Raw genomic sequence first — 21,660 nt, 5'->3', positions numbered from 1 at the left:
CCAAACCCGATCAAAGCAGGGTATCGGCACGCCGCATTAATCAGCGGTCTCCTAGCGGGTGATCAGGTGGACTCGGGAACGTCCAGGTCAGTGTCGTCGGAGCAGTCCTCGCACGCCACCGTGACCACCTCGGCGGCCCGCGCCGTCAGGTAGGCACGGGCGCCCACGTCGGCCGTCGCGAGGGTCGCGACGCCGGCCCAGTGATCGCGGCCCAGCAGCACCGGATGCCCCCGGCGGTTGCCGTACGTGGCCGTGATCAGCGCGTCCGAGCCCGCCTTCGCGGCCACGCGGCGCACCGCCTCCGGGGTGACCCCGGGGGTGTCGACCAGCAGCACGACGGCCGCCTGCGCGTCCGTCCCGGCGAGCGTCGCCAGCCCGGTCTTCAACGAGGACGCCATGCCCGACTTCCACGACTCATTGTCCACAATGGTCGCGTCGCCCAGGTCGGCCTGCGCGCGCACCTCCGCCGCCGACGCCCCGAGCACGACGACGATAGGCGCGCAGCCCGCTTCGCGGGCGGTGGCCACAGCCCGCTCCACGAGCAGCTCACCGTCCCGCCGGACCAGCGCCTTCGGCCCGCCGTAGCGGCGCCCGCCGCCCGCGGCGAGCACCAGACCTGCCACGCTCAGCTCGGCACTCCCATGTTGAGAACCATTCCCGGACCAGCCTTTCAGCAGACTAGTCCCCGACGCGGATCATTTCCATCCGTAGGTGGTGTGCTCGCGCGCAGCGGCTACGGTGACGGGATGCAGCACTCGCACTGCTCGTACTGTGGCACCGCGTACGCGCCCGACTCGCCCTGGCCCCGGACCTGCCCGGGCTGCGGCGAGACCACCTGGAGCAACCCGCTGCCGGTGGCCGTCGTCCTGCAGCCGGTCAGCTACCCCGACGGTGTCGTGGGGGTCGTCGCCGTGCGCCGCGACATCGAACCGTTCCGCGGCCAGCTCGCGCTGCCCGGCGGCTTCATCGAGACGGGCGAGTCGTGGCAGCAGGCGGCCGTACGCGAGCTGCGCGAGGAGACCGGACTGGAGGCGTCGGCCGAGGACGTGCGCCTGTTCGAGGTGCACAGCTCGTTCAACGGACGGACCCTGCTCGTCTTCGGCGTCCTGCCGGCCAGGCCGGCGGCCGGGTTGCCCGAATCCGCGCCGACCGAGGAAGCGACCGAATGGGTCGTGCTCACCAGCGCCCAGGAACTGGCGTTCCCGACCCACACCGAGACGATGGCGGACTTCTTCACGTCTCATTTGGCGTCGGCGTAGCAGCCGACGACCGCGACGTCGAGCGGGAAGCGGACCGGGGTGTCACCGAACAGCAGCCGGCCGGCGCGCACGGCCGCCGACCGCAGCGCGGCCTCGACGCTCCCGGCGTCCTCGACCGGGCAGTGCACGATCACCTCGTCGTGCTGGAAGAACACCAGCTCGGCCGCCGGCGGCAGCGCCGTGCGGGCCAGCGCCATCAGCGTGAGCGCCCACTCGGCCGCCGTGGCCTGCACGACGAAGTTGCGGGTGAACCGCCCCCGGGCGCGTTCGCGGGCCGGGGTGCGCTCGCCCGGGTCGGGCGGCGGGCACGTGCGGCCCAGCCAGGAGCGCACGAGGCCGCCGCTCTCGCCCGTACGGGCGGCGCGTTCCACGTAGTCCCAGGCGACCGGGAAGCGCTGGCGCAGCGCCGCCAGGGCCGGCACCGCGTTGCCGCCGGTCTGCCCGTACATGGCGCCGAGGAGGGCCACCTTGGCCTGCGCCCGGTCGCCCGCGAACGCCTCCGTCGCCAGGGCGGCGTAGATGTCGCCGCTCGCGCCCGCCCGGGCCAGGCCCTGGTCGCCTGCCATGGCGGCCAGCACCCGGGGCTCCAACTGGCCGGCGTCGGCCACCACGAACGTCCAGCCCGGATCGGCCACCACCGCGCGGCGCACCGCCTTGGGGATCTGCAGCGCGCCGCCGCCGCGCGTGGCCCACCGGCCGGAGACCACCCCCGCCGGCACGTACTCGGGATAGAACCGGCCGTCGCGCACCCACGAGGCGCGCCACGCCCAGCCGTGCGCGGTCCAGATCCGGTACAGCTCCTTGAACTCCAGCAGCGGCGCCACCGCCGGATGGTCGACGCCGCGCAGCACCCACGCCCGCGTGGACGGCAACGCGAGGCCCGCACGGGAGAACGCGCGCAGTACCTCGGCCGGCGACTCGGGATGCAGGCGCGGGTCGTTGAACAACTCCCGCAGCGTGGCGGTCAGCTCCACCAGGCGGCGCGGCGGCGCGCCCGCGATCGCCGGCGGGTCGCCGAGCAGCTCACGCAGCACCTCGTCGTGCGCCCGCCCGCTCCACGGCAGGCCCACGTGCCCCATCTCGGCGGCGATGAGTGCCCCGGCGTTCTCGGCGGCCACCAGCAGCTTGAACCGTCCCGGTTCCGGCAGCGCGGCGATCTGCGCGTGCTGCGCCGCGTACGTCTCGACGAGCGCGTCCAGGGGGTCGGCCACGGCGGCCCGCTGCGGCGGCTCGAACAGGGCCGCCTGGTCGTGCGCGCCGAACCCGGTCGGCGCGTCCGGCACCGGGTCGGGCGGCACGGGCAGCCCGTGCCGGCGCGCCCAGCTCGCCTCGACGCTGCGCGGCTCGCCCCACCGGCCGTGATAGCCGAGCACCAGGGCCTCGACCAGCTCCGCGTCGTGGCACCGGGCCACCTTGACCCCGGCCTGGAGCAGGACGGGATAGAGGGCCGCGGTGCTGGCCCACAGCCACCGGGTGTCCGCGCCCTCGCGCCGCCTGACATCACTGACGAGATCGGCGACGTCCTCGGCCGGCCCGGCCGGCTGACCGTCCTCGCGCAGCACCCGCAGCCGCCCCCGGCGGCCGTCCGTTGCCACCGCCGCGACCAGCATCTCCGCATTGTCCCCCGCGGGTACGACACGGCCCGCCGAGCACGTCGCGGTCCTGCCGCCCTCCGGCCCTCGCCGCCCTCGCCCTCGCCGCCCTCCGGCCCTCGCCGCCCTCGCCCTCGCCGCCGCGGCCTCCGGCGTCGCCGCCCTATCCGACATCGCCGGCCTCGCGCTGGCTCACCCAGCCTCGCCCGGCGGGAGGGGTCCGGTGGGCGGCGCTTTCGCCGGCCGGTCTCGCCAAAGTCGTGACTTTGGCGAGTGGGAGCGGTGCGCACCTCACCAAAAGCACGACTATGGCGACCCAGCAAGGCGCACATCCCGCCAAAAGCACGACTTTGGCGAGGTTCCCCCCGCGCGTATCCGCCAAATGCACGACTTTGGTGACGCACCACCCGCGCCCACCCGCCAGAAGCACGACATTGGCGACGCACCACCCGCGCCCACCCGCCAAAACCACGACATTGGCGACGCACCACCCGCGCCCACCCGCCAAAACCACGACATTGGCGACGCACCACCCGCGCCCACCCGCCAAAACCACGACATTGGCGACGCACCACCCGCGCCCACCCGCCAAAACCACGACATTGGCGACGCACCACCCGCGCCCACCCGCCAAAACCACGACATTGGCGGAAGGGCGGCACGACAAACGCACCCCGCGCCGCTACAGCGCAACTGGGGCCGACCCGCGTGCGACAGCGACGGCGCTGGCGCCGCCGCACCCGGGAGCCGCTTGCGTTAGCCCTTGACCGCCCCGGCCGTCAGGCCGGCGGCGATGTTGCGCTGGATCACCAGGAAGAAGACCACCACGGGAATCGATGTGATCAACGCGGAGGCCATCATCGGCCCCCAGAACGTGCCCCGCGACGTCTGGTTCGAAACGAGCCACGCCATCAGGTTCTGATGGTCGGGGCGGTTCACCGTCTGGATGATGATGAACTCGTTCCACGCCTGGATGAAGCCGTAGATCGAGGTGGCGACCAGGCCGGGACCGGTCAGCGGCAGGATCACCCGGTAGAACGTCTGCCAGCGGCTGCAGCCGTCGACCAGGGCGGCCTCGTCGAGTTCGCGGGGGATGTTCGCGATGAAGCCGCGCAAGGTCCAGATCGTGTACGGCAGGAACAGCACCATGTACAGCAGCGTGATGCCGGTCAGCGTGTTGGTCAGCTCGACGGCGTTGAGTAGCAGGAACACGGGGATCAGCAAGGCGATGAACGGGACCATCTGCACCATGAGGATGACCACGATGAGCGCCTTGCGGCCGTAGAACCGGAACCGGGCGATGGCCAGCGCGCCCAGGAAGCCGACGACGATCGCGGAGACCGTGGACAGCAGCGTGATGATGAGGCCGTTGCGAAGGTCAAGCAGGAAGTTCGGCGCCTTGACGGCGGAGATGATGTTGTCGAACGTCGGGTGCTGCGGGAAGAAGTGCGGCTCGAACGTCAGGATCTCGTTGGCCGGCTTGAACGCCGTATTGATCATCCAGTACGCCGGGAAGATCATGATGATCGCGAGGATGATGCCGGCCGTGTTGGCGAAGAAACCCCCGATGCGGGTACGCCCGACAACCTGGTTGCTCATGTCGTCGCCGCGGCGGCCCTTGCCGCGACGCGGGGCGGACGACGTCGTGATCACGGCCATCAGTCCTGCTCTCCGATCTTGAACATCTGCCGGACGTAGAAGATCATTACGCCGAGCATGAGAAGTACGGTCACCACCGCCACCGCGGAGCCCAGGCTGTACTTCGACTGGCCGAACGCGGTGATGAAGGAGTGGATGCTCAGCGTCTGGAACTCGTCCTCCGGCCGGCCGTTGCGCAGCACCCAGATCTGGGTGAAGACCTGGAAGTCCCAGATGATCGACAAGGTCGTCACGATACCGAGCAGCGGGCGCAGGATGGGCAGCGTCACCGCGCAGAACACCTGCCAGGGGTTGGCTCCGTCGACGGTCGCGGCCTCGCTGAGTTCCTTGGGCACCTGCGACATGCCGGCGAACAGCGTGATGGCCAGGAACGGCAGGGCGCCCCACACGACCACGGCGGTGATGACGATCCAGCCCTGCAACGGGTCGGCGAACCAGCTGTGGTTATGGAAGTCCACGCCCGGAATCTGGTCGATCATCCAGTTCACGACGCCGAAGTTCGCGTCGACGAGCCACAGGAACACCTGCGAGGAGACCAGGCCGGGCATCGCCCAGGCCAGCATCATGGCGACGACCATGGCGGTGCGCACCGGCCTGGCCACCCGGCGCATCAGCAGCGCGACGGCCAGACCCAGCAGGACGGAGAGGACGACGGCGACCGCGGTGAAGGCGACCGTACGCACGACGACCGACCAGAAGACGCTGTCCTGGAAGATCCTGGTGTAGTTGGCGAACCCGACCCAGGCCGGGTCCTCGCCACGGATGAGCTGCCGGTGGCCCATGGCCTGGAACGACAGCACCACCACGCGATAGAGCGGGTAGCCCAGCAGGGCGAGCAGCGCCACGACCGCGGGGGCGATCAACAGGTACGGGGTGGCCCTGTCCGCCCCGAACAGGCCCCGGCGGCGCCTGGACTCCGGCGCGACCAGATCGTCGCCACCCGCGCTCGCCACGATCAGCCCGGCCGCGGCGTCCGCACCGGTCACCGCGGCGCTCGCGGGAGCGCCAGCCGTCGGCGCCGTGGGCGTACTCCCCACCCGATCCGCGGCCGCACGCGGATCACCTCCGGTGACCACCACGTTCTCCATCGCTTGTCCTCACCGCCGCAGAGAAGAGTGACCGGTCTGGCGGGTGGCGGCATCGCCGTCACCCGCCAGACCCTACGCGGACTAGCCCTGGTTGAGCGCCGCGGTGATCTTGTCGTCCGCCGCCTTGGTGGCGTCGGCGATCGTGGCCTTGCCGGTCACGATGTCCCGCAGCATCTGCACGAGGACACCCTGCTGCTCGACGTCCGCCCAGTGCGGGGCGACCGGGACGAACCAGCTCGACTTGGCGGCGTTGGCGGCCGCGGCGTTGTCCGGCTTGGTCGCGACGACCTCGTCCATCAGGTTGGTCGCGTTCGGCAGCGCGCCCTTGGCGATCAGGCCCTTGTTGGCGGTGGAGTCGGTGAAGTACTTCAGCCACTCCTGGGCGAGTTCCTTCTGCTTGCTCTTCTCCGTGATCGCGAGGTCGGAACCGCCGAGGAAGCTCGGGATGCCCTTGCCGGCCGTCGCGCCGGGCAGCGCCACCGCGGCGACCTTGCCCTTCACCTTGGTGTCGACCATCGGCGAGTTGGGGTCGTTGGGGTCCTTGCGCTGCTGCTGCACCGCGCCGAGCTCCCAGCCGTTGCCGTACAGCATGGCGGCGTGGCCCTGGGCGAAGACCGCGTCCTGGTCGGCCTCGTCCTTCGTGACGTCACCCTTGGAGTAGTTCTTCACCAGGTCGGCCCACTTGGTGAGGCCCGCCTGCGCCTCCGGGCTGGACAGGGTGCCCGTCCACTTGCCGCCCTCGTTCTTCGCGATGGCGCCGCCCTCGTTGTAGACCCACGACATGGCGGCGTACCAGTAGGCGCCCGGCATGTAGAACGCCGCGAAGTTCTTGTCGCCGGCGTTGTCGGCCTTCAGCTTCGCGGCCGCCGCGAGCAGCTCGTCGTACGTCGTCGGGGGCTTGAGGCCCGACTTCTCGAACAGGTCCGTGCGGTAGATCAGTACCCGGGCACCGGCGTAGTACGGGGCGCAGTACTGCTTGCCCTCGAAGTCGCAGGCACCGGACAGACCGGTGAGCCAGTTCGCGGAGTTCTCGAACTTGGTCTTGTCCAGCTCGGCGAACGCACCGTCGAACACGTACTTCGACATCTGGGTGTTGCCCAGCTCGACGACGTCCGGCACGTCGCTGCCGGCCAGGGCCGTGTCGAGGTTGGTGAGCACCGTGCTCCACTGCTGGTACTCGACCTTGACGTCGCCGCCGGTCGCGGCCTTGTAGCGGGCGGTGGCGTCGTCCACGACGTTCTGCCAGCCCGACTGCGCGTCGACCATGAGCCAGACCTTGAGAGTCGTGCCCGTACCGTCGAGGGGGTTCTTGGTGGTCTCGCCGCCCTTGTCGTCGCCGCCACACGCGGCGGCACCGAAGAGCGTCGCAGCGAGAACCGCCGCGATCGCGACCTTTCGCCTCACGCCATCCTCCTTGGATGTTCTCGTCGCCCGGCGGTGTCGCCACGCGCCGTTGGGGGTTTGCGCCATGTCGGCGAGCCAAGGGGTCCCAGCGGGAACTCTTAACTCACCTTTCAGATAAGAGTCTTAACTGTTTCGGAGCAAACATCCTCCGTGACGGGCGTCTCTGTCAAGGGACCTACGCGGATAAACAAAACTGTTACATCGCTGAAGGCCGCCGAGTGCGCGGCCATTATGCCCCTGACCTGCTAAACCCCGCCCGCGCCCGCCCACCTGCACACCCGCCCGCAACGTCCCAGCACGCCCTCACACCGCCGCGCGCCGCCCGCACCCGCCCGCAACGCCGCGCGCCGCCCTCACCGCCCGCCTCCGCCCGTACCACCTCGCGCCGCCCGCACCGCCCGCAACGCCGCGCGCCGCCCGCACCACCGCGCGCCGCCCCGCACCACCGCGCGCCGCCCCGCGCCGCCCGGGCGCCTCGCGCCGACGTTTGGGTGGTTTCGCGTGCCATTCCGGGCCAGAATTCCACGCGGAACCGCCCAAACGTCGGGCCGGGAGCCGCGCGGAGGCCCGGAGACGGGGAGGCCCGGAGACGGGGAGGCCCGGAGACGGGCAGGCCCGGAGACGGGCAGGCCCGGAGACGGGCAGGCCCGGAGACGGGGAGGCCCGGAGACGGGGAGGCCCGGAGACGGGGAGGCCCGGAGACGCGGGACGCGGATGGCGCCAGGGCGGGCGACGGGCGGGGGTCAGGTGTCCGTGCGGGTGAGTTCCCAGAAGGCGACCGCCGCGGCTGCCGCGACGTTGAGGGAATCGACGCCGCGGGACATGGGGATGACGACGCGGCGGTCGCTGGCCTTCATGGCCGCCTCGGACAGGCCCGATCCCTCCGCGCCGAGCAGGAGGGCCGCGCGGTTACGCGCCTGGGCCGGTACCCGCTGGATCGGCTCCGCGTCCGGCGCCGGGGTCAGCGCGAGGACGGTGAAGCCCGCCTCGCGTACGGTGGCGAGGGCGTCCGGCCACGGGTCCAGGCGGGCGTACGGGACGGCGAACACCTCCCCCATGCTGACCCGGACGCTGCGCCGGTAGAGCGGGTCGGCGCACGACGGCGACAGCAGGACGGCGTCCATGCCGAGCGCCGCGGCCCCCCGGAAGATGGCGCCCAGGTTGGTGTGGTTGTTGACGTCCTCGAGGATCGCCACCCGGCGGGCGCCTGCCAGGACGTCGGATGCCGGTGGCAGCGGCCGGCGGTGGAAGGACGCGAGCACGCCACGGTGCACGTGGAAGCCCGTGGTGTGCTCAAGGACGGACTGGGTGCCGGCGTAGACGGGTGCTCCACCGAGGTCGAGGCCGGCGAGCTGGTCGGTGCGCTTGGTGTCGATGAGCACGGAGCGGGGCCGGTACCCGGCCCGCAGGGCGCGCCGGAGCACGAGTTCGCCCTCGGCGATGAAGAGCCCGTTGGGCGGCTCGAAACGGGTCCGCAGCGCGACGTCGGTCAGCTCGCGGTAGTCGGCCACCCGCGGGTCGCCCGGATCCGTTATCTCCTCGATCGGCACTGTCGCATCATCCCGCAGGCACGCCGGTGCCCCCGAGCCCGGGCGGGCGCGGGGGCACCGGTCGCGTGCGTCAGGCCGGTGTGGCCGGGAAGCGGCCCGTCGGCGGCTCGTCGGCCGGCGGGCTCACCGGTACGACCGACTCGGCCACGGCGGCCGCCTCGCGTGCTGCCGCGGCGGCCTCGGCGGCAGCGGCGGCGGCGGTCTCCTCGGCGGGCGTGGTGAGCTCGCCGAGAGGCTCGGCCGGGCCGGCGGACGTGACCGGGCCGGCGGTCGCCAGGCCGCCGAGGGCACCGCTGATGCCCTCCAGGGCCTTGGTCAGCTCGGCCGGCACGATCCAGATCTTGTTCGACGGGCCGGCCGCGATCTGCGGCAGGGCCTGCAGGTACTGGTACGCCAGCACTTTGGGGTCCGGGTTGGCGGTGTGGATCGAGTCGAAGACGGTCTGGATGGCCTTCGCCTGGCCCTCGGCCTGCAGGATGCGGGCCGTCCGCTCGCCCTCGGCGCGCAGGACGGCGGCCTGCTTCTCGCCCTCGGCGGTGAGGATCTGCGACTGCTTGTGGCCCTCGGCGTTGAGGATCGCCGCGCGACGGTCACGCTCGGCGCGCATCTGCTTCTCCATGGAGTCGCGGATGCTCGGCGGCGGCTCGATGGCCTTGATCTCGACGCGGGTGACCTTGACGCCCCAGCGGCCGGTGGTCTCGTCCAGCACCGTGGACAGGTGCCGGTTGACCTCCTCGCGGCTGGTCAGCGCCTTCTCCAGGTCCATGGAGCCGATGACGTTACGCAGGGTGGTGACCGTCAGCTGCTCGATGGCCTGCAGGAAGTTCGCGATCTCGTACGTCGCGCGGACCGGGTCGACGACCTTGAAGTAGAGCACGGTGTCGATCGACACGACCAGGTTGTCCGACGTGATCACGGGCTGCGGCGGGAAGCTCACCACCTGCTCGCGCATGTCGACCTTGGTGCGGATCTTGTCGAGATACGGCACCAGCACGTTGAGGCCCGGGGTGAGGGTGCGCTGGTACTTGCCCAGCCGCTCGACCACATTCATCTGCTGCTGCGGCACCACCCGGACGGACTTGGCCAGGGTGATCACCACCAGCAGGATGATCGCCGCCGCGATCAGACCCAGAACTATTTCGCCGCCGCCCACGATCATTCCTTCCACACCAGCGCCGTAGCGCCCTTGATCTCGACCACCCGGACCCGGGCGCCGGCCTCGATGACCTGCGTGGCGTCGTACGGGCGCGCCGACCACAGTTCACCGCCCATCTTCACCATGCCACCAGACTGCGTCACCTGCTCGATCACGGTCGCCTCGGTGCCCTCGATCGCCTCGACGCCCATGGGCGTGCGGTCGGCGTTGCGGTGCAGGTGCCGCTTGATGACCGGCCGCACCGTGACGAGCCCGAGGACGGACACCACGGAGAAGACGATCACCTGCACGAGGAGGGGGGCGTCGAGGAACGCGGCGAGGCTGGCGCTGAGCGCACCGGCCGCCAACATGATCAACACAAAGTCAACCGTGATCAGCTCCGCCACGGCGAGCAGAATCCCAGCGACAAGCCAGATGACAGCCACGAGACGATCGTGTCACGCCGTGTCCACATCCTTCTACCCGCCGGGTGCCCGGGGGGCCGACCGGGCGCTCAAAACCGGACGCCCGGACAGTATCCGTTCAGCAAGTGTGGATCTGGACATTGCTAATGTGCGGACGCCACCGAATGAGGGGAAGGACAGGCGTGACCTTACAGCCCCAGACCGTTCAACGCGTCGACGAGATACTCGCCGGCGCACAGTCCGAGGGGCGCGTGCCTTCCCTCATCACGGGGATCGTCAGGGACGGAGAACTGGAGCATGTGAGCGGCGCGGGCGAGTTGCCCGTGCCCGACGCCGACACGCAGTACCGCATCGGTTCCATCAGCAAGTCCCTCACGGCCGCGCTGCTGCTGCGCCTGCGCGATGACGGCAAGCTGAGCCTCGAGGAGCCGCTGGACCGGCACCTGCCCGGCACGGCGCTGGGCCGGGTCACGCTGCGCCAACTGCTCGCCCACGCGGGCGGCGCCCAGCGCGAGCCGGACGGCGCCTGGTGGGAACGGTCGGTCGGCGGGGACCTGCAGGCGCTCGTGGCGGGAGTGGGCCCCGAGAAGGCGGCGTGGCCACCGTTGCGCCGCTACCACTACTCCAACCTCGCGTACGGGCTGCTGGGCGGCGTGGTCGCGAAGGTGGCCGGCGTCGACTGGTGGCCGGCCCTGCGGGAGCGGTTCCTGGAACCGCTCGGCATGGCCCGCACGACGTACCAGGCGACGCAGCCGTTCGCCCGTGGCTATCTGGTGCACCCGTGGCACGGCACGCTTCGTGAGGAGCCCCGGCACGACGGCGGCGCCATGGCGCCTGCCGGGCAGCTGTGGTCCACCGTCACCGACCTCGCCCGCTGGGCGGCGTTCCTGGTCGGGCCCGACCCGCAGCTGCTCGCCCCGGCCACGGTGCGCGAGATGGCCTCCCCCGCGATCATCGCGGACCCGGAACGCTGGAGCGCCGGGTACGGCCTGGGACTGCAGCTGTGGCGCCGCGGTGAGCGGGTGTTCGCCGGCCACACGGGCTCGATGCCGGGGTATCTGGCCATCCTCGTCACCCACCGGCCGAGCCGCACCGGCGTGGTCGCCTTCGCCAACGCGTACCGGTTGGGGGTTTCCGGCGGCATCGGCGGGCTGGGGATACGCCTGCTGGAGGCCGTCCTGGACGGCGAGCCGGCGCCACGGCCCCGGCCGTGGCGCCCGGGCGCGGCGCCGCCCAACGACATCGAGCCGTTGTGCGGCCGCTGGTGGTGGATGGGCCAGGAGTACGAGGCCCGCTGGGACGGCGAGTCCCGCGAACTCGTGCTGGCCTCGCTGGGCCCGACGCCGACCACCCCGTGGCGCTTCATCCCCCTCGGCGGCGACCGGTGGCGCTGCCGCTCCGGGGAGAACGACGGGGAATACCTGCGGGTACGCCGCAGCCGGGCCGGCACGGTGGCCGCGCTGGACATCGGGACGTGGGTGTTCACCCGCGACCCGTGGCCGGCCATGTGACGCCCTACTCCGTCACGAAGTCGATCAGGCGCTCCATCGAGTTGACCAGCGGCGTCTCCACGTCGTGCCAGTCGTTGACCGAGGCGAGCACGCGTCGCCACATGTCGGCGGGCGTCGCCACCCCGAGCGCCGCGCAGACGCCCTCCTTCCAGGGCCGGCCGGGCGGCACGACCGGCCACGCGGGGATACCGAGCCGCGCGGGCCTGACCGCCTGCCAGATGTCCACATAGGGATGTCCGGCGACAAGCACGTGCGGGGACGTCACGTTGGCCACGATGCGGGCCTCCTTGCTGCCCGCGACGAGGTGGTCGACGAGTACGCCGAGACGCCGGCCCGGCCCGGGACCGAACGCGCGCACCGCGTCGGGCAGGTCGTCCACACCGGACAGCGGCTCGACGACGACACCCTCGACGCGCAGGTCATCGCCCCAGATCCGTTCCACGAGGGCGGCGTCGTGCAGGCCCTCCACCCAGATGCGGCTGGCCCGCGCCACCCGCGCGCCCGCGCCGGGCACGGCCACCGACCCGGAGGCGGTGACGCGCGGCGCCGGGGCCCGGGTCGTCGCGGGCCGCCGCAGGGTGACGACCTGGCCGTCGAGCAGGAAGGCGGCCGGCGCCAGCGGGAACACGCGCCGCCCGCCGAAGCGGTCCTCCAGGACCACCGCGCCGGCCTCGAACCCGACCACCGCGCCGCAGAATCCCGAGTCGGGATCCTCCACCACGAGGTCGATCTCCGCGTCCACCTCCGGCACCGCGCGGCGCGGCGTTCGCGCCCCAGCGAGTACGTCGTGACCGTACCTGTCCCCTCGTCCCATAGGTGCCGACCGTAGTGCGCCACGCCGGGCGAGCGACGGCGCGCCACGCCGCCTCAGCCGACCGGTCAGGGCACTGTCCGCTCGCTCGACGAGACATGGCCAGGTCGCAGGCCGTACCCTAGCGTTCATGTCCCCCGCACGGACCGCGACCGCCGCCGCGCGCCGGTCGACCCGGCTGGTCAGCTGGGTCAGGGCGTGGCGCGCCGGCATCGTCGCGTATGACGACGTGGCTGACGAGGTCGGCGGCGACGAGGAGCACCTGGTCGCCGACGCCCCCGGCACCTGGAGTGACGTGCCGCTGCGTGAGGCGCTCAGCGTCCTCTCCCGGCTGCACCCCAACGAGATCCGGCTGGTGCTGCCGGCTCCGGGCGACCCGCGCGGGCTGCCCGGACCCGGGCCGTTCACGAGCGCCGCACTGCTCGCCGGCGAGGGGGTGATCGCCGGCCGGCTGGGCCTGGTGCCGCAGGTGCGCACGCACACCTCCGGCTCGGGCGACACGTTCGAGACCGTGGTCTGGCAGGTGTACCCGCTACCCGAGGCGCCGTGCCCGAGTGGGCACGAGCCGAGCGCCGCCGAGGCCGAGGGCGCCCTGTCGGTCGCGCTCGCGACGGCCACCGCGCAGCTCACCCGCCTCGACGTGGCGGCGTGGAAACCGGAGCTGGCGACCGCGCTCGCCGCGCTGCGACGCCCGGAGAACGGTGCCGAACTGCCCCCCGGCTACACGCCCCGCGCCCGGCGCCTGTTCGCCCGCGCGTGCGTGCTCGACCAGGTGCTCGCGCTCGCGGAGGTGGCCGCGCCCGGCGGTGCGGTCAACGGGTTCGAGATGCAGCAGCGCGACGAGGCCCTGCGCCCGCTCACGGTCGCGTGCCGCGAGGCGCTGGTCGCCGCCTGCAACTCGCCGCTCGAAGACTGACCCGGGCCGGCCCGCGTTGGCGGGCCGGCCCGGCACCCCCCTTACTCCGGTCGCCGCTCGATCGGCAGCCGCGACCGCGTCAACAGCCCCGCGCCCACCATCGCCACCGCCGGCACGACGATCGCGAGCAGCGCGACGTTGGTCCACGGAACGATGATCGGCATCGGTACGGGCGCGGGCCACCGGTCGGCGTACACCCGGTTGAGCGCGAACAGCACGGCAGCCGCCACCCCGGTGCCGGCCGCGACGCCGAGCAGGGCGCCCAGCCCGGCGATCACGCCCGACTGGCTCAGCGACAACACCCGCCGCAGGCCCGGGGAGGCGCCCACGGCCGCCAGGGTGGACAGGTCGGCCCGCCCGTCGGCGGCCGCGAGACCGGTGGCCACGCCGGCCGCGCCGAGCGCCACCACGCCGGCGATGATCGCCAGCACGAGCAGGGTCGGGTCCTCCCCGTTCGACGGGCCCCGCTCGACCGTGAGGTAGACGCGCCCGTCCACGCCGCGCACGGCGCCGTTGGCCGCGTCTATCTCGGCCTGCGTCGGCGCGCGGCCGGCCACGGCCACGACCGCGAACGGCACGACCTTGGCTCCCGCGCGCGCCGCCACCTGCGGCGACACGATCAACGTGGACAGGCCGGGGGCCGCGCTGACCGCGTACGCGGGCACGCTGAAGCGCTTCGCCTCGCCGGCGACCCCGTCCTCGCGCCAGCTGTCGACGACGAGCGTGGCGCTGCCGTCCTTGACCAGGGCGGGGCTGGTGACGACGATGCCGCCCCGCTGGAGCGTCTCGGTGGCGCGGACGAGGTCGTCCCCGCCGGCGCCCGTGACGGCGGCGACCGCCGCCCCGTCGTCGACGACCGTGCTCATCATTCCGGACGTCCACGTGCCGTCCGCCCGGTCGCACCGGTCGTCACGGGCGGCCGCCTTCTGCTCGTCGAGGGTGGGCTCGCGCTGCAGGTTCTCGTACGGGCACTGCCGCTCGGGGGGCAGCTCAGCGAAGGCGCTGAACCCGCAACGCCTGGGCGAGTCGCCGGTGGTCGCCGGCTGGTCCGCGCAGCCGAGCGACGACACCGTGAGGACCGAGGAGGTCGGCAGGTTGGCCCGCAGGGCGGCCGCGATCGCGTCCTGGTCGACGGCGCGCCGGTCGGTTCGCCCGATGTACTCGGGGCTGATCATCACCATCGCGTTCCCGTACGGCAGGGTGGGCTCGTAGCTGGCCTCGTTCTGCGCGTTGCTGCTGCCCAGAAAGACGCTCAGCGCCATGCTGCCCGCGACGGCGGCCATGACGGCCGAGATCGCCGGGGCGGCCGAGGACCGGTTGCGGCCCGTGTCGCGCAGCGCGATGCGGGGCGCGACCGGCAGCCGGCCGCCGAGCCGGGCGATGAGGCCGACCAGGGCCGGCGTGCACAGCACCAGCCCGAGCTCGCCGACCACCAGCCCGGCGAGCACGACGTTCTCGGTGGTGTCCCACGCCCCGTACGCGGCGACGGCCACGCCGACCGCCGTCATCGCGAGGCCGAGCGCGAGCCACCGCTTGCGCGAGCGGGTGACGCCCCGGCGGCCCTGCAACGCCGCGACGACCGGCTGGCGGGCGGCGACGAACGCCGGCACCAGCGCGGCCAGCAGCCCGGTGGCCACGGCGAGCGCCACGATGCCGACCAACGCCAACGGGAACACCCGGTAGCCGCCGGCGCGCGCGTGGAACAGGTACTGCTCGATGAATGGCCGGCCCGCGAAGGCGACCGCGACGCCGAGGATGAGACCGCAGACGGCGCCGACCACTCCGAGCACGATGCCGTCCGCGAGCACGATGCGCCGCACGTGCGCCCCCGTGCCGCCACTCGCGGCGACGAGGGCGAGCTGGCGCTGGCGCCGTCGGGCCCCGACCGCGAACGCCGGCCCGGCCAGCAGCGCCACCTCGAGGATGCACATGCCGGCCAGGAGCCCGCCGAGGGCAAGCTCATCGGGTTCGGGGACACCACCGCCGCCACCGCCCAGCACAGAGTCATCGATGAACGGCGGGTCCAGCAGCACCGCGCGCGAACGGACCAGGATGCCCTTCTCGTTGAGCCGCTGCACCTCGTCCCACGAGACGGCCGCGGGTGTGTCGGCGAGCCAGCGCCGTTGCCCCCACGACGGGTCCTCGTCGATCGACGGCGGCATGGCCCCCGGCGCGAAGACCAGGTGGTCGTGGAGCATGGCTGGGAACTCGACCACGCCCACGACCGTGAAGGTGCGCGTACGGTCCGCCGTGCTCACCGTGTCGCCGACGTCGGCGCCCAGCCGGTCGATCGCACTCCCGCTGACGGCGACCTCGTTCGCGGCCGCCGGGGCGCGGCCGCGCAGCAGTGCCACGTGCCCGGCATAGATGGGGTCGGTCACGTCGAGGGTGTGGGCGGTGAGGATCCCGGTCCCGGCGGCCGTGCGCATGTCGACCGACGACTCGTTCGGCTTCACGACGCGGCTGCCGGCCGGGAGCACCGCGAGGACGTCGGCGTCGGTCTTCTGCTTCGGGCCGCCCGGCGTCGACGTTTCGGAGGAGTAGCCGAGGCCGTCGGGCTCCTGCTTGATAGGGCTGTCCTCCACCCATGTCAGGACCGCGTCGGCCGCGCCCAGGTCGCGGGTCACCTCCTCCTGGGTGGTCAGCTTGAACATGTCGTACGTGACGGCGGCGGTGGTCAGCCCCGCGACCGGCAGCCCGATCATGACGGCGACGAGGGCGGTGCGCCCCTTGGCCCGCCGGGCCTCCCGCCGCGCGATCCGCAGCGCGGTCCGCCATGACGCGAGCGGGCTCACGCGGTGACGCCGGGGGTCGCGGCGAGCAGCTGCTCGGGCTGGGCGAGCGGGCCGGAGGTGTCGACGATCTCGCCGTCGCGCAGGAACACGACCCGGTCGGCCCACGCCGCGTGGCGGGGCTCGTGGGTCACGAGCATCCCGGCGGCGCCCGCGTCGACGCGGGTACGCAGCAGCCGCAGCACGCCCTCGCCGGTCTGCGAGTCGAGCGCGCCCGTCGGCTCGTCGGCGAGCACGAGCTTGCGCTGCCCGACGAGCGCGCGGGCGATGGCGACGCGCTGCTGCTGGCCGCCGGACATCTCGTCGGGGAACCGGCGGGCCAGGTCGGTGAGCCCGACCGCCTCGAGCGCGGCCATGGCGAGGTCGCGCGCCTTGCGGATGCCGACCCCGTCCAGCTCGGCCGGCAGCGCCACGTTCTCGACGGCCGTCAGGCTGGGCAGCAGGTTCAGGTGCTGGAAGACGTACCCGATGGTGCGCCGCCGCACGGCGGCGAGCTGGCGGCGGTTGCACTGGCCGAGCACCTGACCGGCGACGACGACCTCGCCGCTGGTCGGGGCGTCGAGGCCGCCGGCGAGGTTGAGCAGGGTCGACTTGCCGGACCCGGACGGGCCCATGACGGCGACGAGTTCGCCCGGGTTGACCCGCAGGGAGACGTCGCGCAGCGCCTGCACGGCGGTTTCGCCCTTGCCGTGGACGCGGTGGACGCCGCGCAGTTCGAGGACGGAGCTCATCGGGTGCCTCCGGGAATGGGGGTGGGGGTGGATTCGGCGTCAGGGGTCGGCGTCGGCGCCGCGGGGGCGGGAGAGAACCGGACGAGCGAGGCCTCGCAGTGATCGAGCCACCGCAGCTCGCCCTCGGCCTGGAAGATCATGGCGTCGAGCACGAGCCGCCAGGCCAGGTCGGCGGGGTCGTCGGCGCGGTGCCGCAGCCGGGTGTACTCCTGCAGCATGCGCATGCTGGCCGTCCGCTGGGCCTGGACGATGGCCCGCACGTCGACGCCCGGGGTGGTGATCGCCAGGGCGAGTTTGATGGTCAGCTCGTTGCGCGGCCGGTCACCGTGCTCGATCGGGGTGGCGAACCACCGGGCCAGTTCGGCCCGCCCCGCCTCGGTCGCCTCGTACGGGCGCTGGCCGGCCTCGGACTCCGGCAACGCGCGGACGAGCTCATCGCGTTCCAGGCGGGTCAGGGTCGTGTAGACCTGCCCGATGTTCAGCGGCCAGGTGCCGCCGGTGGCCTGCTCGAACTCGGCCCGTAGCTGGTAGCCGTAGCGGGGCCCGCGCTCCAGGAGCGCCAGGAGCCCATAACGCACACTCATAGATACGGAGTATGCATACCGGGTATGCGGCGGGCAACCCCGCTCAGGGTCGCCGCGGCGCCGGGCAGCACCCCAGCGGGCACTCGTCCCAGGTGGGCACCGAACCCAGCGCCGCGCGGGGCGACCCGGGCTCCAGCCGCTCCCGCACCAGATCGACGATCATGGTCACGAACCGGGGGTCCGTGCCGGGCGTCGCCGCCCGGGCGTAGGCCAGGCCCAGCTTCGCCGCCGTCGCGGCGGCCTCCGTGTCCAGGTCCCAGATCACCTCAAGGTGGTCGGAGACGAAGCCGATCGGGCTCACGACCACGCCGGCGGCGCCCGCGTCAGCCAGCGCGACCAGGTGGTCGTTGATGTCCGGCTCCAGCCATGGCGTGTGCGGGGAGCCCGACCGCGACTGCCAGACGAGGTCCCACGGCAGGTCGCCGGCCACGAGCGAGGCCGTCTCCCGCAGCTGCGCCTCGTAGCGCCGGCCCGTCGGGCCGGCGGTCGCCGCCATCGCCGTCGGGATGGAGTGCGCCGTGAACGCGATGCGCACCGGGCCGTCCGCCGCCGCGGTCACCTTCGCCAGCGCGTCGCGCAACGCGTCCGCGTGCGGTCGCACGTACCCCGGATGGTCATGGAAGTGACGGATCTTGGAGATGACCGGCGCTCCCGGGCCCACGGCCCGGCGGGCCGCCGCGATGTCGTCGAGGTACTGCCGGCAGGCCGAGTAGGAGCCGAACGCGCTCGTGACGAACGCCAGGGCGTGCCGCACCCCGTCGTCGCGCATCCGGGCGACCGTGTCGGCGAGCATCGGGTGCCAGTTGCGGTTGCCCCAGTAGATCGGCAGGTCGACGCCAGCGTCGGCGAGCGCGGGCCGCACCGCGGCGATCAGGTCGCGACACTGCTGGTTGATCGGGGAGACGCCGCCGAAGCGCCGGTAGTGCCCGGCGACCTCCGCGAGCCGCTCCGGCGGGATGCCCCGGCCGCGCGTGACGTTCTCCAGGAACGGCAGCACGTCCTCAGGCCCCTCCGGTCCACCGAACGAGAGCAGCAGGAACGCGTCGTACCCCATGGCACCCATCCTGCCCTGGCCAACGCCGCCTACCCTGGCAGGGTGTCCGCTTTCACCATCTGGCCCGAGGACGTGTCGTGGCGGCCCGTCTCCCCCAAGTTGCTGTGGCTGGAGCTGATCTCCCTCGCCGTCGCCGTGCTGTGGATCGTCGTCCCGAGCCTGGTGGTCTGGCTCTTCTGGCGGTCATGGGTGCCCCTCACGGTAGGCGCGATCGCCGTCGTGGTCGGCGTGATCCGCGCGCTGCTGCTGCCGCGCGTCGTCAAAGCCTGGGGGTACGCCGAACGCGCGGATGACCTGCTCGTACGCCATGGCCGGGTCGTACGACGGCTGTCGATCGTCCCGTACGGGCGCATGCAGTTCGTCGACGTGACGGCCGGGCCGCTTGAGCGGGCGTTCGGGCTGGCGACGGTGCAGATGCACACCGCCGCGGCGGCGAGCAACGCGCGCGTGCCCGGCCTCGATCCGCAGGAGGCCGCACGCCTGCGCGACAGGCTCACCGCCCTCGGCCACGCCCGCGCGGAGGGCCTGTGACCGCACCCGGCCCGGCTCCCGAGCCGCGGCAGCGCCTGCATCCGCTGACGCCGCTGCTGCGCAGCTTCCGGATGTTCGCGCTCGCGGTGGCCGCCATCTCGTGGCAGGGCTACAGCAACCTCGGGACGGCGCGCTGGCTGATCGCCGTGGCCGGCGTCCTCGTGGTCACGCTGACCGCCTCGCTGATCAGCTGGCTCACGACCGGCTACCACATCGTCGACCAGGAGCTACGCAGCTACGAGGGGCTGCTCAACCGGCGCGCCCGGGCGATCCCGCTGGCCCGCCTCCAGAGCGTGGAGGTGGTCCGCTCGGCGCTCGCCCGCGTGTTCGGGCTGGCTGAGCTGCGCCTTGAGGTGGTCGGCGGCGCGAAGACCGAGGCGCCGCTGGCGTTCCTCACGGTCGGGCAGGCCACCGCACTGCGCGCCCGGCTGCTCGCGGCTGCCACCGCCGCGCGCGGGACGGCGCCCGCCGCTGCCACCGCCACCGCCGCCGAGGGCGAGCCCGAGTCGGACGCCGCGCCGGTCGAGGAGCAGCTCCTGCACCGGGTCGCCAACCGCGACCTGGTCATCTCGCAGCTGCTGCGTCCACAGTGGTGGTTCGTGCCCGTAGCGGCCGTCATGCCGATCGTCTTCTTCGTGTCCGAGGGCCGGATCAGCTTCATCGGCGTCGCCAGCACACTCACCGCCGTCCTCGGCGTCCTGCTCGCACCGATCCGCACCGTGCTGGGCGACTGGGGCTTCACGGTCGCCGCGGGCGGCGACGGGTTGCGCGTCCGCCGCGGCGCGCTGGAGAAACGCAGCCAGACCGTACCCCTCGGTCGGGTGCAGGCCGTCACGGTCACCTGGCCGTGGCTGTGGCGCAGCCGCGGCTGGGTCCGCGTGAAAATGGACATCGCGGGCAGCGCGGTGAGCATCGAGGACAACGAGCGCACCGGCACGCTGTTGCCCGTGGGCACGGTGTCCGACGCCCGGCGCCTGATCACCGAGACGCTGCCCGGCTTCGAGCTCACCACGGTCAGCATCTCGCTCGCGCCACGGCGCGCCCGCTGGCTGTCGCCGCTGGCGTACCGGGTCCTCGGGTACGGGCGCACCGAGCACGCGTTCGTCGTGCAGCAGGGTCTCATCACCCGGGAGCTGACGGCCGCGTCGCTGGCCCGGGTGCAGAGCGTGCGGGTGCGCCAGGGACCGCTCGAACGCCGGCTCGGCCTGGCCAGCGTCTTCGTCGACCTGGCCGGCGGCCGGTCGGTCACCGCGTGGCACCGCGACGTCAACGAGGCCCGCGAACTCGCCAACGACCTGGCCGAGCAGGCCCGCGCCGCCCGCCGCCACTGACCCGGTGGCGGCCCTGCCCGGCCCGTTCAGATGCGCAGCGGGCCGCCGTTGCGGGCGCTGCCGTCCTTGATGGCGATGAGGTTCGCCGCCACGTACGAGATGTCGTGCTGCTGGTGCCACGGACTCGGGAAGTACGTGACCAGCCGGGAGACCTGGAAACGGCACCGCTGCTCGGGCACGAACCGGGCGAAGTCGGCGTCCGTGACGTACCAGAAGGAGTTCTCGTTGTAGAACGCCACATGCGTGGGATCCTGGAAGGCGCCGCGCCCGTCGGTGCTCGGGGTCAACGACAGCAGCATCCCGTCCGGGGCGAGCAGCCGGTACAGCTCGTTGAAGATGGCGACCTTGTCGGGGATGTGCTCCAGGAAATCCGCCGCCCGGATCACGCCCACACTGCCGTCGGGCAGGTCCAGACCCTCCGTCACGTCGGCCACGATGTCCACGCCGGGCTCGGCGTACTGGTCGACGCCGAGGTAGCCCTCCCGCTTGTTGTGCGCCGCACCCAGATCCAACGCGAGCAGGCCGCTGCGCTGCGCCCAGGCGAGCGCGTTCGCCTCGACGTGGCGGTCGTAGAGCTCCACGGTGCGCTGCTGGATGCGCGCGTTGGTCTCCGCGTCGCGCTGCGTGTTACGGGGGTGCATCCGCTGCAGGTACAGGCATTCGGGCACGTGATGAAACTCGGTGACCTGGTAGAGCCGGCACATCAGGTCCTGGTCGTCGAGGATGTCCAGCGTCTCGTCGTACCCGCCGACCTTCTCGTAGAGGTCCCTGCGGAACGCCCGCACGTGATTCGGGGCGTACCAGATGTAGCTGACGTTGTGCGGCGTCGGTGCCAGGCCGTGGGCCGCGAGCACGTCCAGGTCGCCGACGCGTTCCTCGCGGTAACGCCAGCCGGCGTGGGGGTCGAAGCGGGTGTCGTCCCGGCCGCCGGCCTCGGTGATCTGGGCGGTGTCGCTGAAGACGAAGCCCACCTGCGGGCGCTCCTCGAACACGGCGACAACCCGCTCCAGGCACTGCGGTGCCAGCACGTCGTCGTGGTCCAGCTCGACAAGCACCTCGGCCCGGGCCTGCTCGCAGGCATGGCGCTTCGCCGCGCCGACGCCGACGAGCTCGTCGCGCACGGTGACGCGTACCCGTGGATCCTGTTTTTCGGGACGCCAGCGGGCGCCCTGGTTCAGCACGATCACCCACTCCCAGTCGGGCATCGTCTGCGCCTGAAGCGACCGTAGACACTCGTCCAGGAAGCGCGGGTGGTGACTCGGCGTGAAGACGCTGACCCTCGCCATG

19 protein-coding genes are annotated in these 21,660 nt (G+C 72.6%); 5 read left to right on the top strand and 14 right to left on the bottom strand.

What is annotated here, in order from left to right; translation table 11 throughout:
• Positions 1 to 62 precede the first annotated feature (62 nt).
• The gene (locus ABD191_RS17660; protein WP_344082965.1) at positions 63 to 629 is read right to left on the bottom strand and encodes a nucleotidyltransferase family protein; all 567 of its coding nucleotides are present in this window, start codon (positions 627 to 629) and stop codon (positions 63 to 65) included.
• A gap of 117 nt (positions 630 to 746) precedes the next feature.
• Here ABD191_RS17660 and ABD191_RS17655 point away from each other — a divergent pair, with 117 nt between their 5' ends.
• Positions 747 to 1,259 carry an NUDIX domain-containing protein gene (locus ABD191_RS17655; protein ID WP_344082945.1) on the top strand — a complete coding sequence of 171 codons (513 nt, stop codon included), beginning with the start codon at positions 747 to 749 and terminating at the stop codon, positions 1,257 to 1,259.
• Here ABD191_RS17655 and ABD191_RS17650 read toward each other — a convergent pair.
• From ABD191_RS17650 to ABD191_RS17620, 7 genes are all read right to left on the bottom strand, one after another.
• A complete protein-coding gene (locus ABD191_RS17650) occupies positions 1,241 to 2,869 on the bottom strand; it encodes a bifunctional 3'-5' exonuclease/DNA polymerase (RefSeq protein ID WP_344082943.1) in 1,629 nt (542 codons plus the stop codon). The two genes, ABD191_RS17655 and ABD191_RS17650, sit on opposite strands and share 19 nt — an antisense overlap.
• Positions 2,870 to 3,607: 738 nt before the next feature.
• Positions 3,608 to 4,510, bottom strand: a complete 903-nt coding sequence (locus ABD191_RS17645; protein ID WP_344082941.1) for a carbohydrate ABC transporter permease — start codon at positions 4,508 to 4,510, stop codon at positions 3,608 to 3,610.
• A complete protein-coding gene (locus ABD191_RS17640) occupies positions 4,510 to 5,598 on the bottom strand; it encodes a carbohydrate ABC transporter permease (protein WP_344082939.1) in 1,089 nt (362 codons plus the stop codon). Before ABD191_RS17640 ends, ABD191_RS17645 begins: the two co-directional genes overlap by 1 nt.
• An 81-nt stretch (positions 5,599 to 5,679) precedes the next feature.
• Positions 5,680 to 7,002 carry an extracellular solute-binding protein gene (locus ABD191_RS17635; protein WP_344082937.1) on the bottom strand — a complete coding sequence of 441 codons (1,323 nt, stop codon included), beginning with the start codon at positions 7,000 to 7,002 and terminating at the stop codon, positions 5,680 to 5,682.
• A gap of 743 nt (positions 7,003 to 7,745) precedes the next feature.
• The gene (locus tag ABD191_RS17630) at positions 7,746 to 8,552 is read right to left on the bottom strand and encodes a TrmH family RNA methyltransferase (protein ID WP_425560745.1); all 807 of its coding nucleotides are present in this window, start codon (positions 8,550 to 8,552) and stop codon (positions 7,746 to 7,748) included.
• Positions 8,553 to 8,622: 70 nt separating this feature from the next.
• Complete coding sequence (locus ABD191_RS17625; RefSeq protein ID WP_344082935.1) at positions 8,623 to 9,705, bottom strand: SPFH domain-containing protein; 1,083 nt, start codon at positions 9,703 to 9,705, stop codon at positions 8,623 to 8,625.
• A 2-nt stretch (positions 9,706 to 9,707) separates the two neighbouring features.
• Positions 9,708 to 10,133, bottom strand: coding sequence for an NfeD family protein (locus ABD191_RS17620; RefSeq protein WP_344082933.1), 426 nt, complete (start codon positions 10,131 to 10,133; stop codon positions 9,708 to 9,710).
• Between the two features lie 161 nt (positions 10,134 to 10,294).
• Between ABD191_RS17620 and ABD191_RS17615 the strand changes: the two genes are divergently transcribed.
• Positions 10,295 to 11,623 (top strand): serine hydrolase domain-containing protein, encoded by a 1,329-nt coding sequence (locus ABD191_RS17615; RefSeq protein WP_344082931.1) that lies wholly within the window; start codon positions 10,295 to 10,297, stop codon positions 11,621 to 11,623.
• Between the two features lie 4 nt (positions 11,624 to 11,627).
• Here the strand turns inward: ABD191_RS17615 and ABD191_RS17610 are convergent, their stop codons facing one another.
• Positions 11,628 to 12,437, bottom strand: a complete 810-nt coding sequence (locus ABD191_RS17610; protein ID WP_344082929.1) for a DUF3097 domain-containing protein — start codon at positions 12,435 to 12,437, stop codon at positions 11,628 to 11,630.
• Positions 12,438 to 12,564: 127 nt separating this feature from the next.
• Between ABD191_RS17610 and ABD191_RS17605 the strand changes: the two genes are divergently transcribed.
• The gene (locus ABD191_RS17605; protein ID WP_344082927.1) at positions 12,565 to 13,350 is read left to right on the top strand and encodes a hypothetical protein; all 786 of its coding nucleotides are present in this window, start codon (positions 12,565 to 12,567) and stop codon (positions 13,348 to 13,350) included.
• Positions 13,351 to 13,391: 41 nt separating this feature from the next.
• Here ABD191_RS17605 and ABD191_RS17600 read toward each other — a convergent pair whose 3' ends face one another.
• Genes ABD191_RS17600 through ABD191_RS17585 form a run of 4 tightly spaced genes read right to left on the bottom strand, consistent with a single transcriptional unit; the run spans position 13,392 to position 18,511 of the window.
• Positions 13,392 to 16,145 carry an ABC transporter permease gene (locus ABD191_RS17600; protein WP_344082925.1) on the bottom strand — a complete coding sequence of 918 codons (2,754 nt, stop codon included), beginning with the start codon at positions 16,143 to 16,145 and terminating at the stop codon, positions 13,392 to 13,394.
• The gene (locus ABD191_RS17595) at positions 16,142 to 16,873 is read right to left on the bottom strand and encodes an ABC transporter ATP-binding protein (protein WP_344082923.1); all 732 of its coding nucleotides are present in this window, start codon (positions 16,871 to 16,873) and stop codon (positions 16,142 to 16,144) included. The genes ABD191_RS17600 and ABD191_RS17595 overlap by 4 nt, the downstream gene beginning before the upstream one ends.
• Entirely contained in the window at positions 16,870 to 17,457 is a 588-nt protein-coding gene (locus tag ABD191_RS17590) for a PadR family transcriptional regulator (protein WP_344082921.1), read from the bottom strand. The genes ABD191_RS17595 and ABD191_RS17590 overlap by 4 nt, the downstream gene beginning before the upstream one ends.
• A 43-nt stretch (positions 17,458 to 17,500) precedes the next feature.
• Entirely contained in the window at positions 17,501 to 18,511 is a 1,011-nt protein-coding gene (locus ABD191_RS17585; protein WP_344082919.1) for a ferrochelatase, read from the bottom strand.
• Between the two features lie 42 nt (positions 18,512 to 18,553).
• Here ABD191_RS17585 and ABD191_RS17580 point away from each other — a divergent pair, with 42 nt between their 5' ends.
• Together ABD191_RS17580 and ABD191_RS17575 are read left to right on the top strand one after the other, a co-directional pair.
• Complete coding sequence (locus ABD191_RS17580; protein ID WP_344082917.1) at positions 18,554 to 19,042, top strand: PH domain-containing protein; 489 nt, start codon at positions 18,554 to 18,556, stop codon at positions 19,040 to 19,042.
• Positions 19,039 to 20,373: a PH domain-containing protein gene (locus ABD191_RS17575; protein ID WP_344082915.1), complete on the top strand. Its 1,335-nt coding sequence runs from the start codon at positions 19,039 to 19,041 to the stop codon at positions 20,371 to 20,373. Before ABD191_RS17580 ends, ABD191_RS17575 begins: the two co-directional genes overlap by 4 nt.
• Before the next feature lie 26 nt (positions 20,374 to 20,399).
• On the opposite strand, the gene ABD191_RS17570 is transcribed toward ABD191_RS17575, so the two are convergent.
• On the bottom strand, positions 20,400 to 21,659 hold the full coding sequence (locus tag ABD191_RS17570) for a glycosyltransferase (RefSeq protein ID WP_344082913.1): 1,260 nt from the start codon (positions 21,657 to 21,659) through the stop codon (positions 20,400 to 20,402).
• Between the last annotated feature and the right edge of the window lies 1 nt (position 21,660).

It is taken from the genome of Luedemannella helvata, assembly GCF_039528415.1.
In the GTDB taxonomy this organism is placed as follows: Bacteria; Actinomycetota; Actinomycetes; order Mycobacteriales; family Micromonosporaceae; genus Luedemannella; species Luedemannella helvata.
Note: the sequence above shows the minus strand (reverse complement) of the source record. Positions and strands in the feature narration are given on the sequence as shown.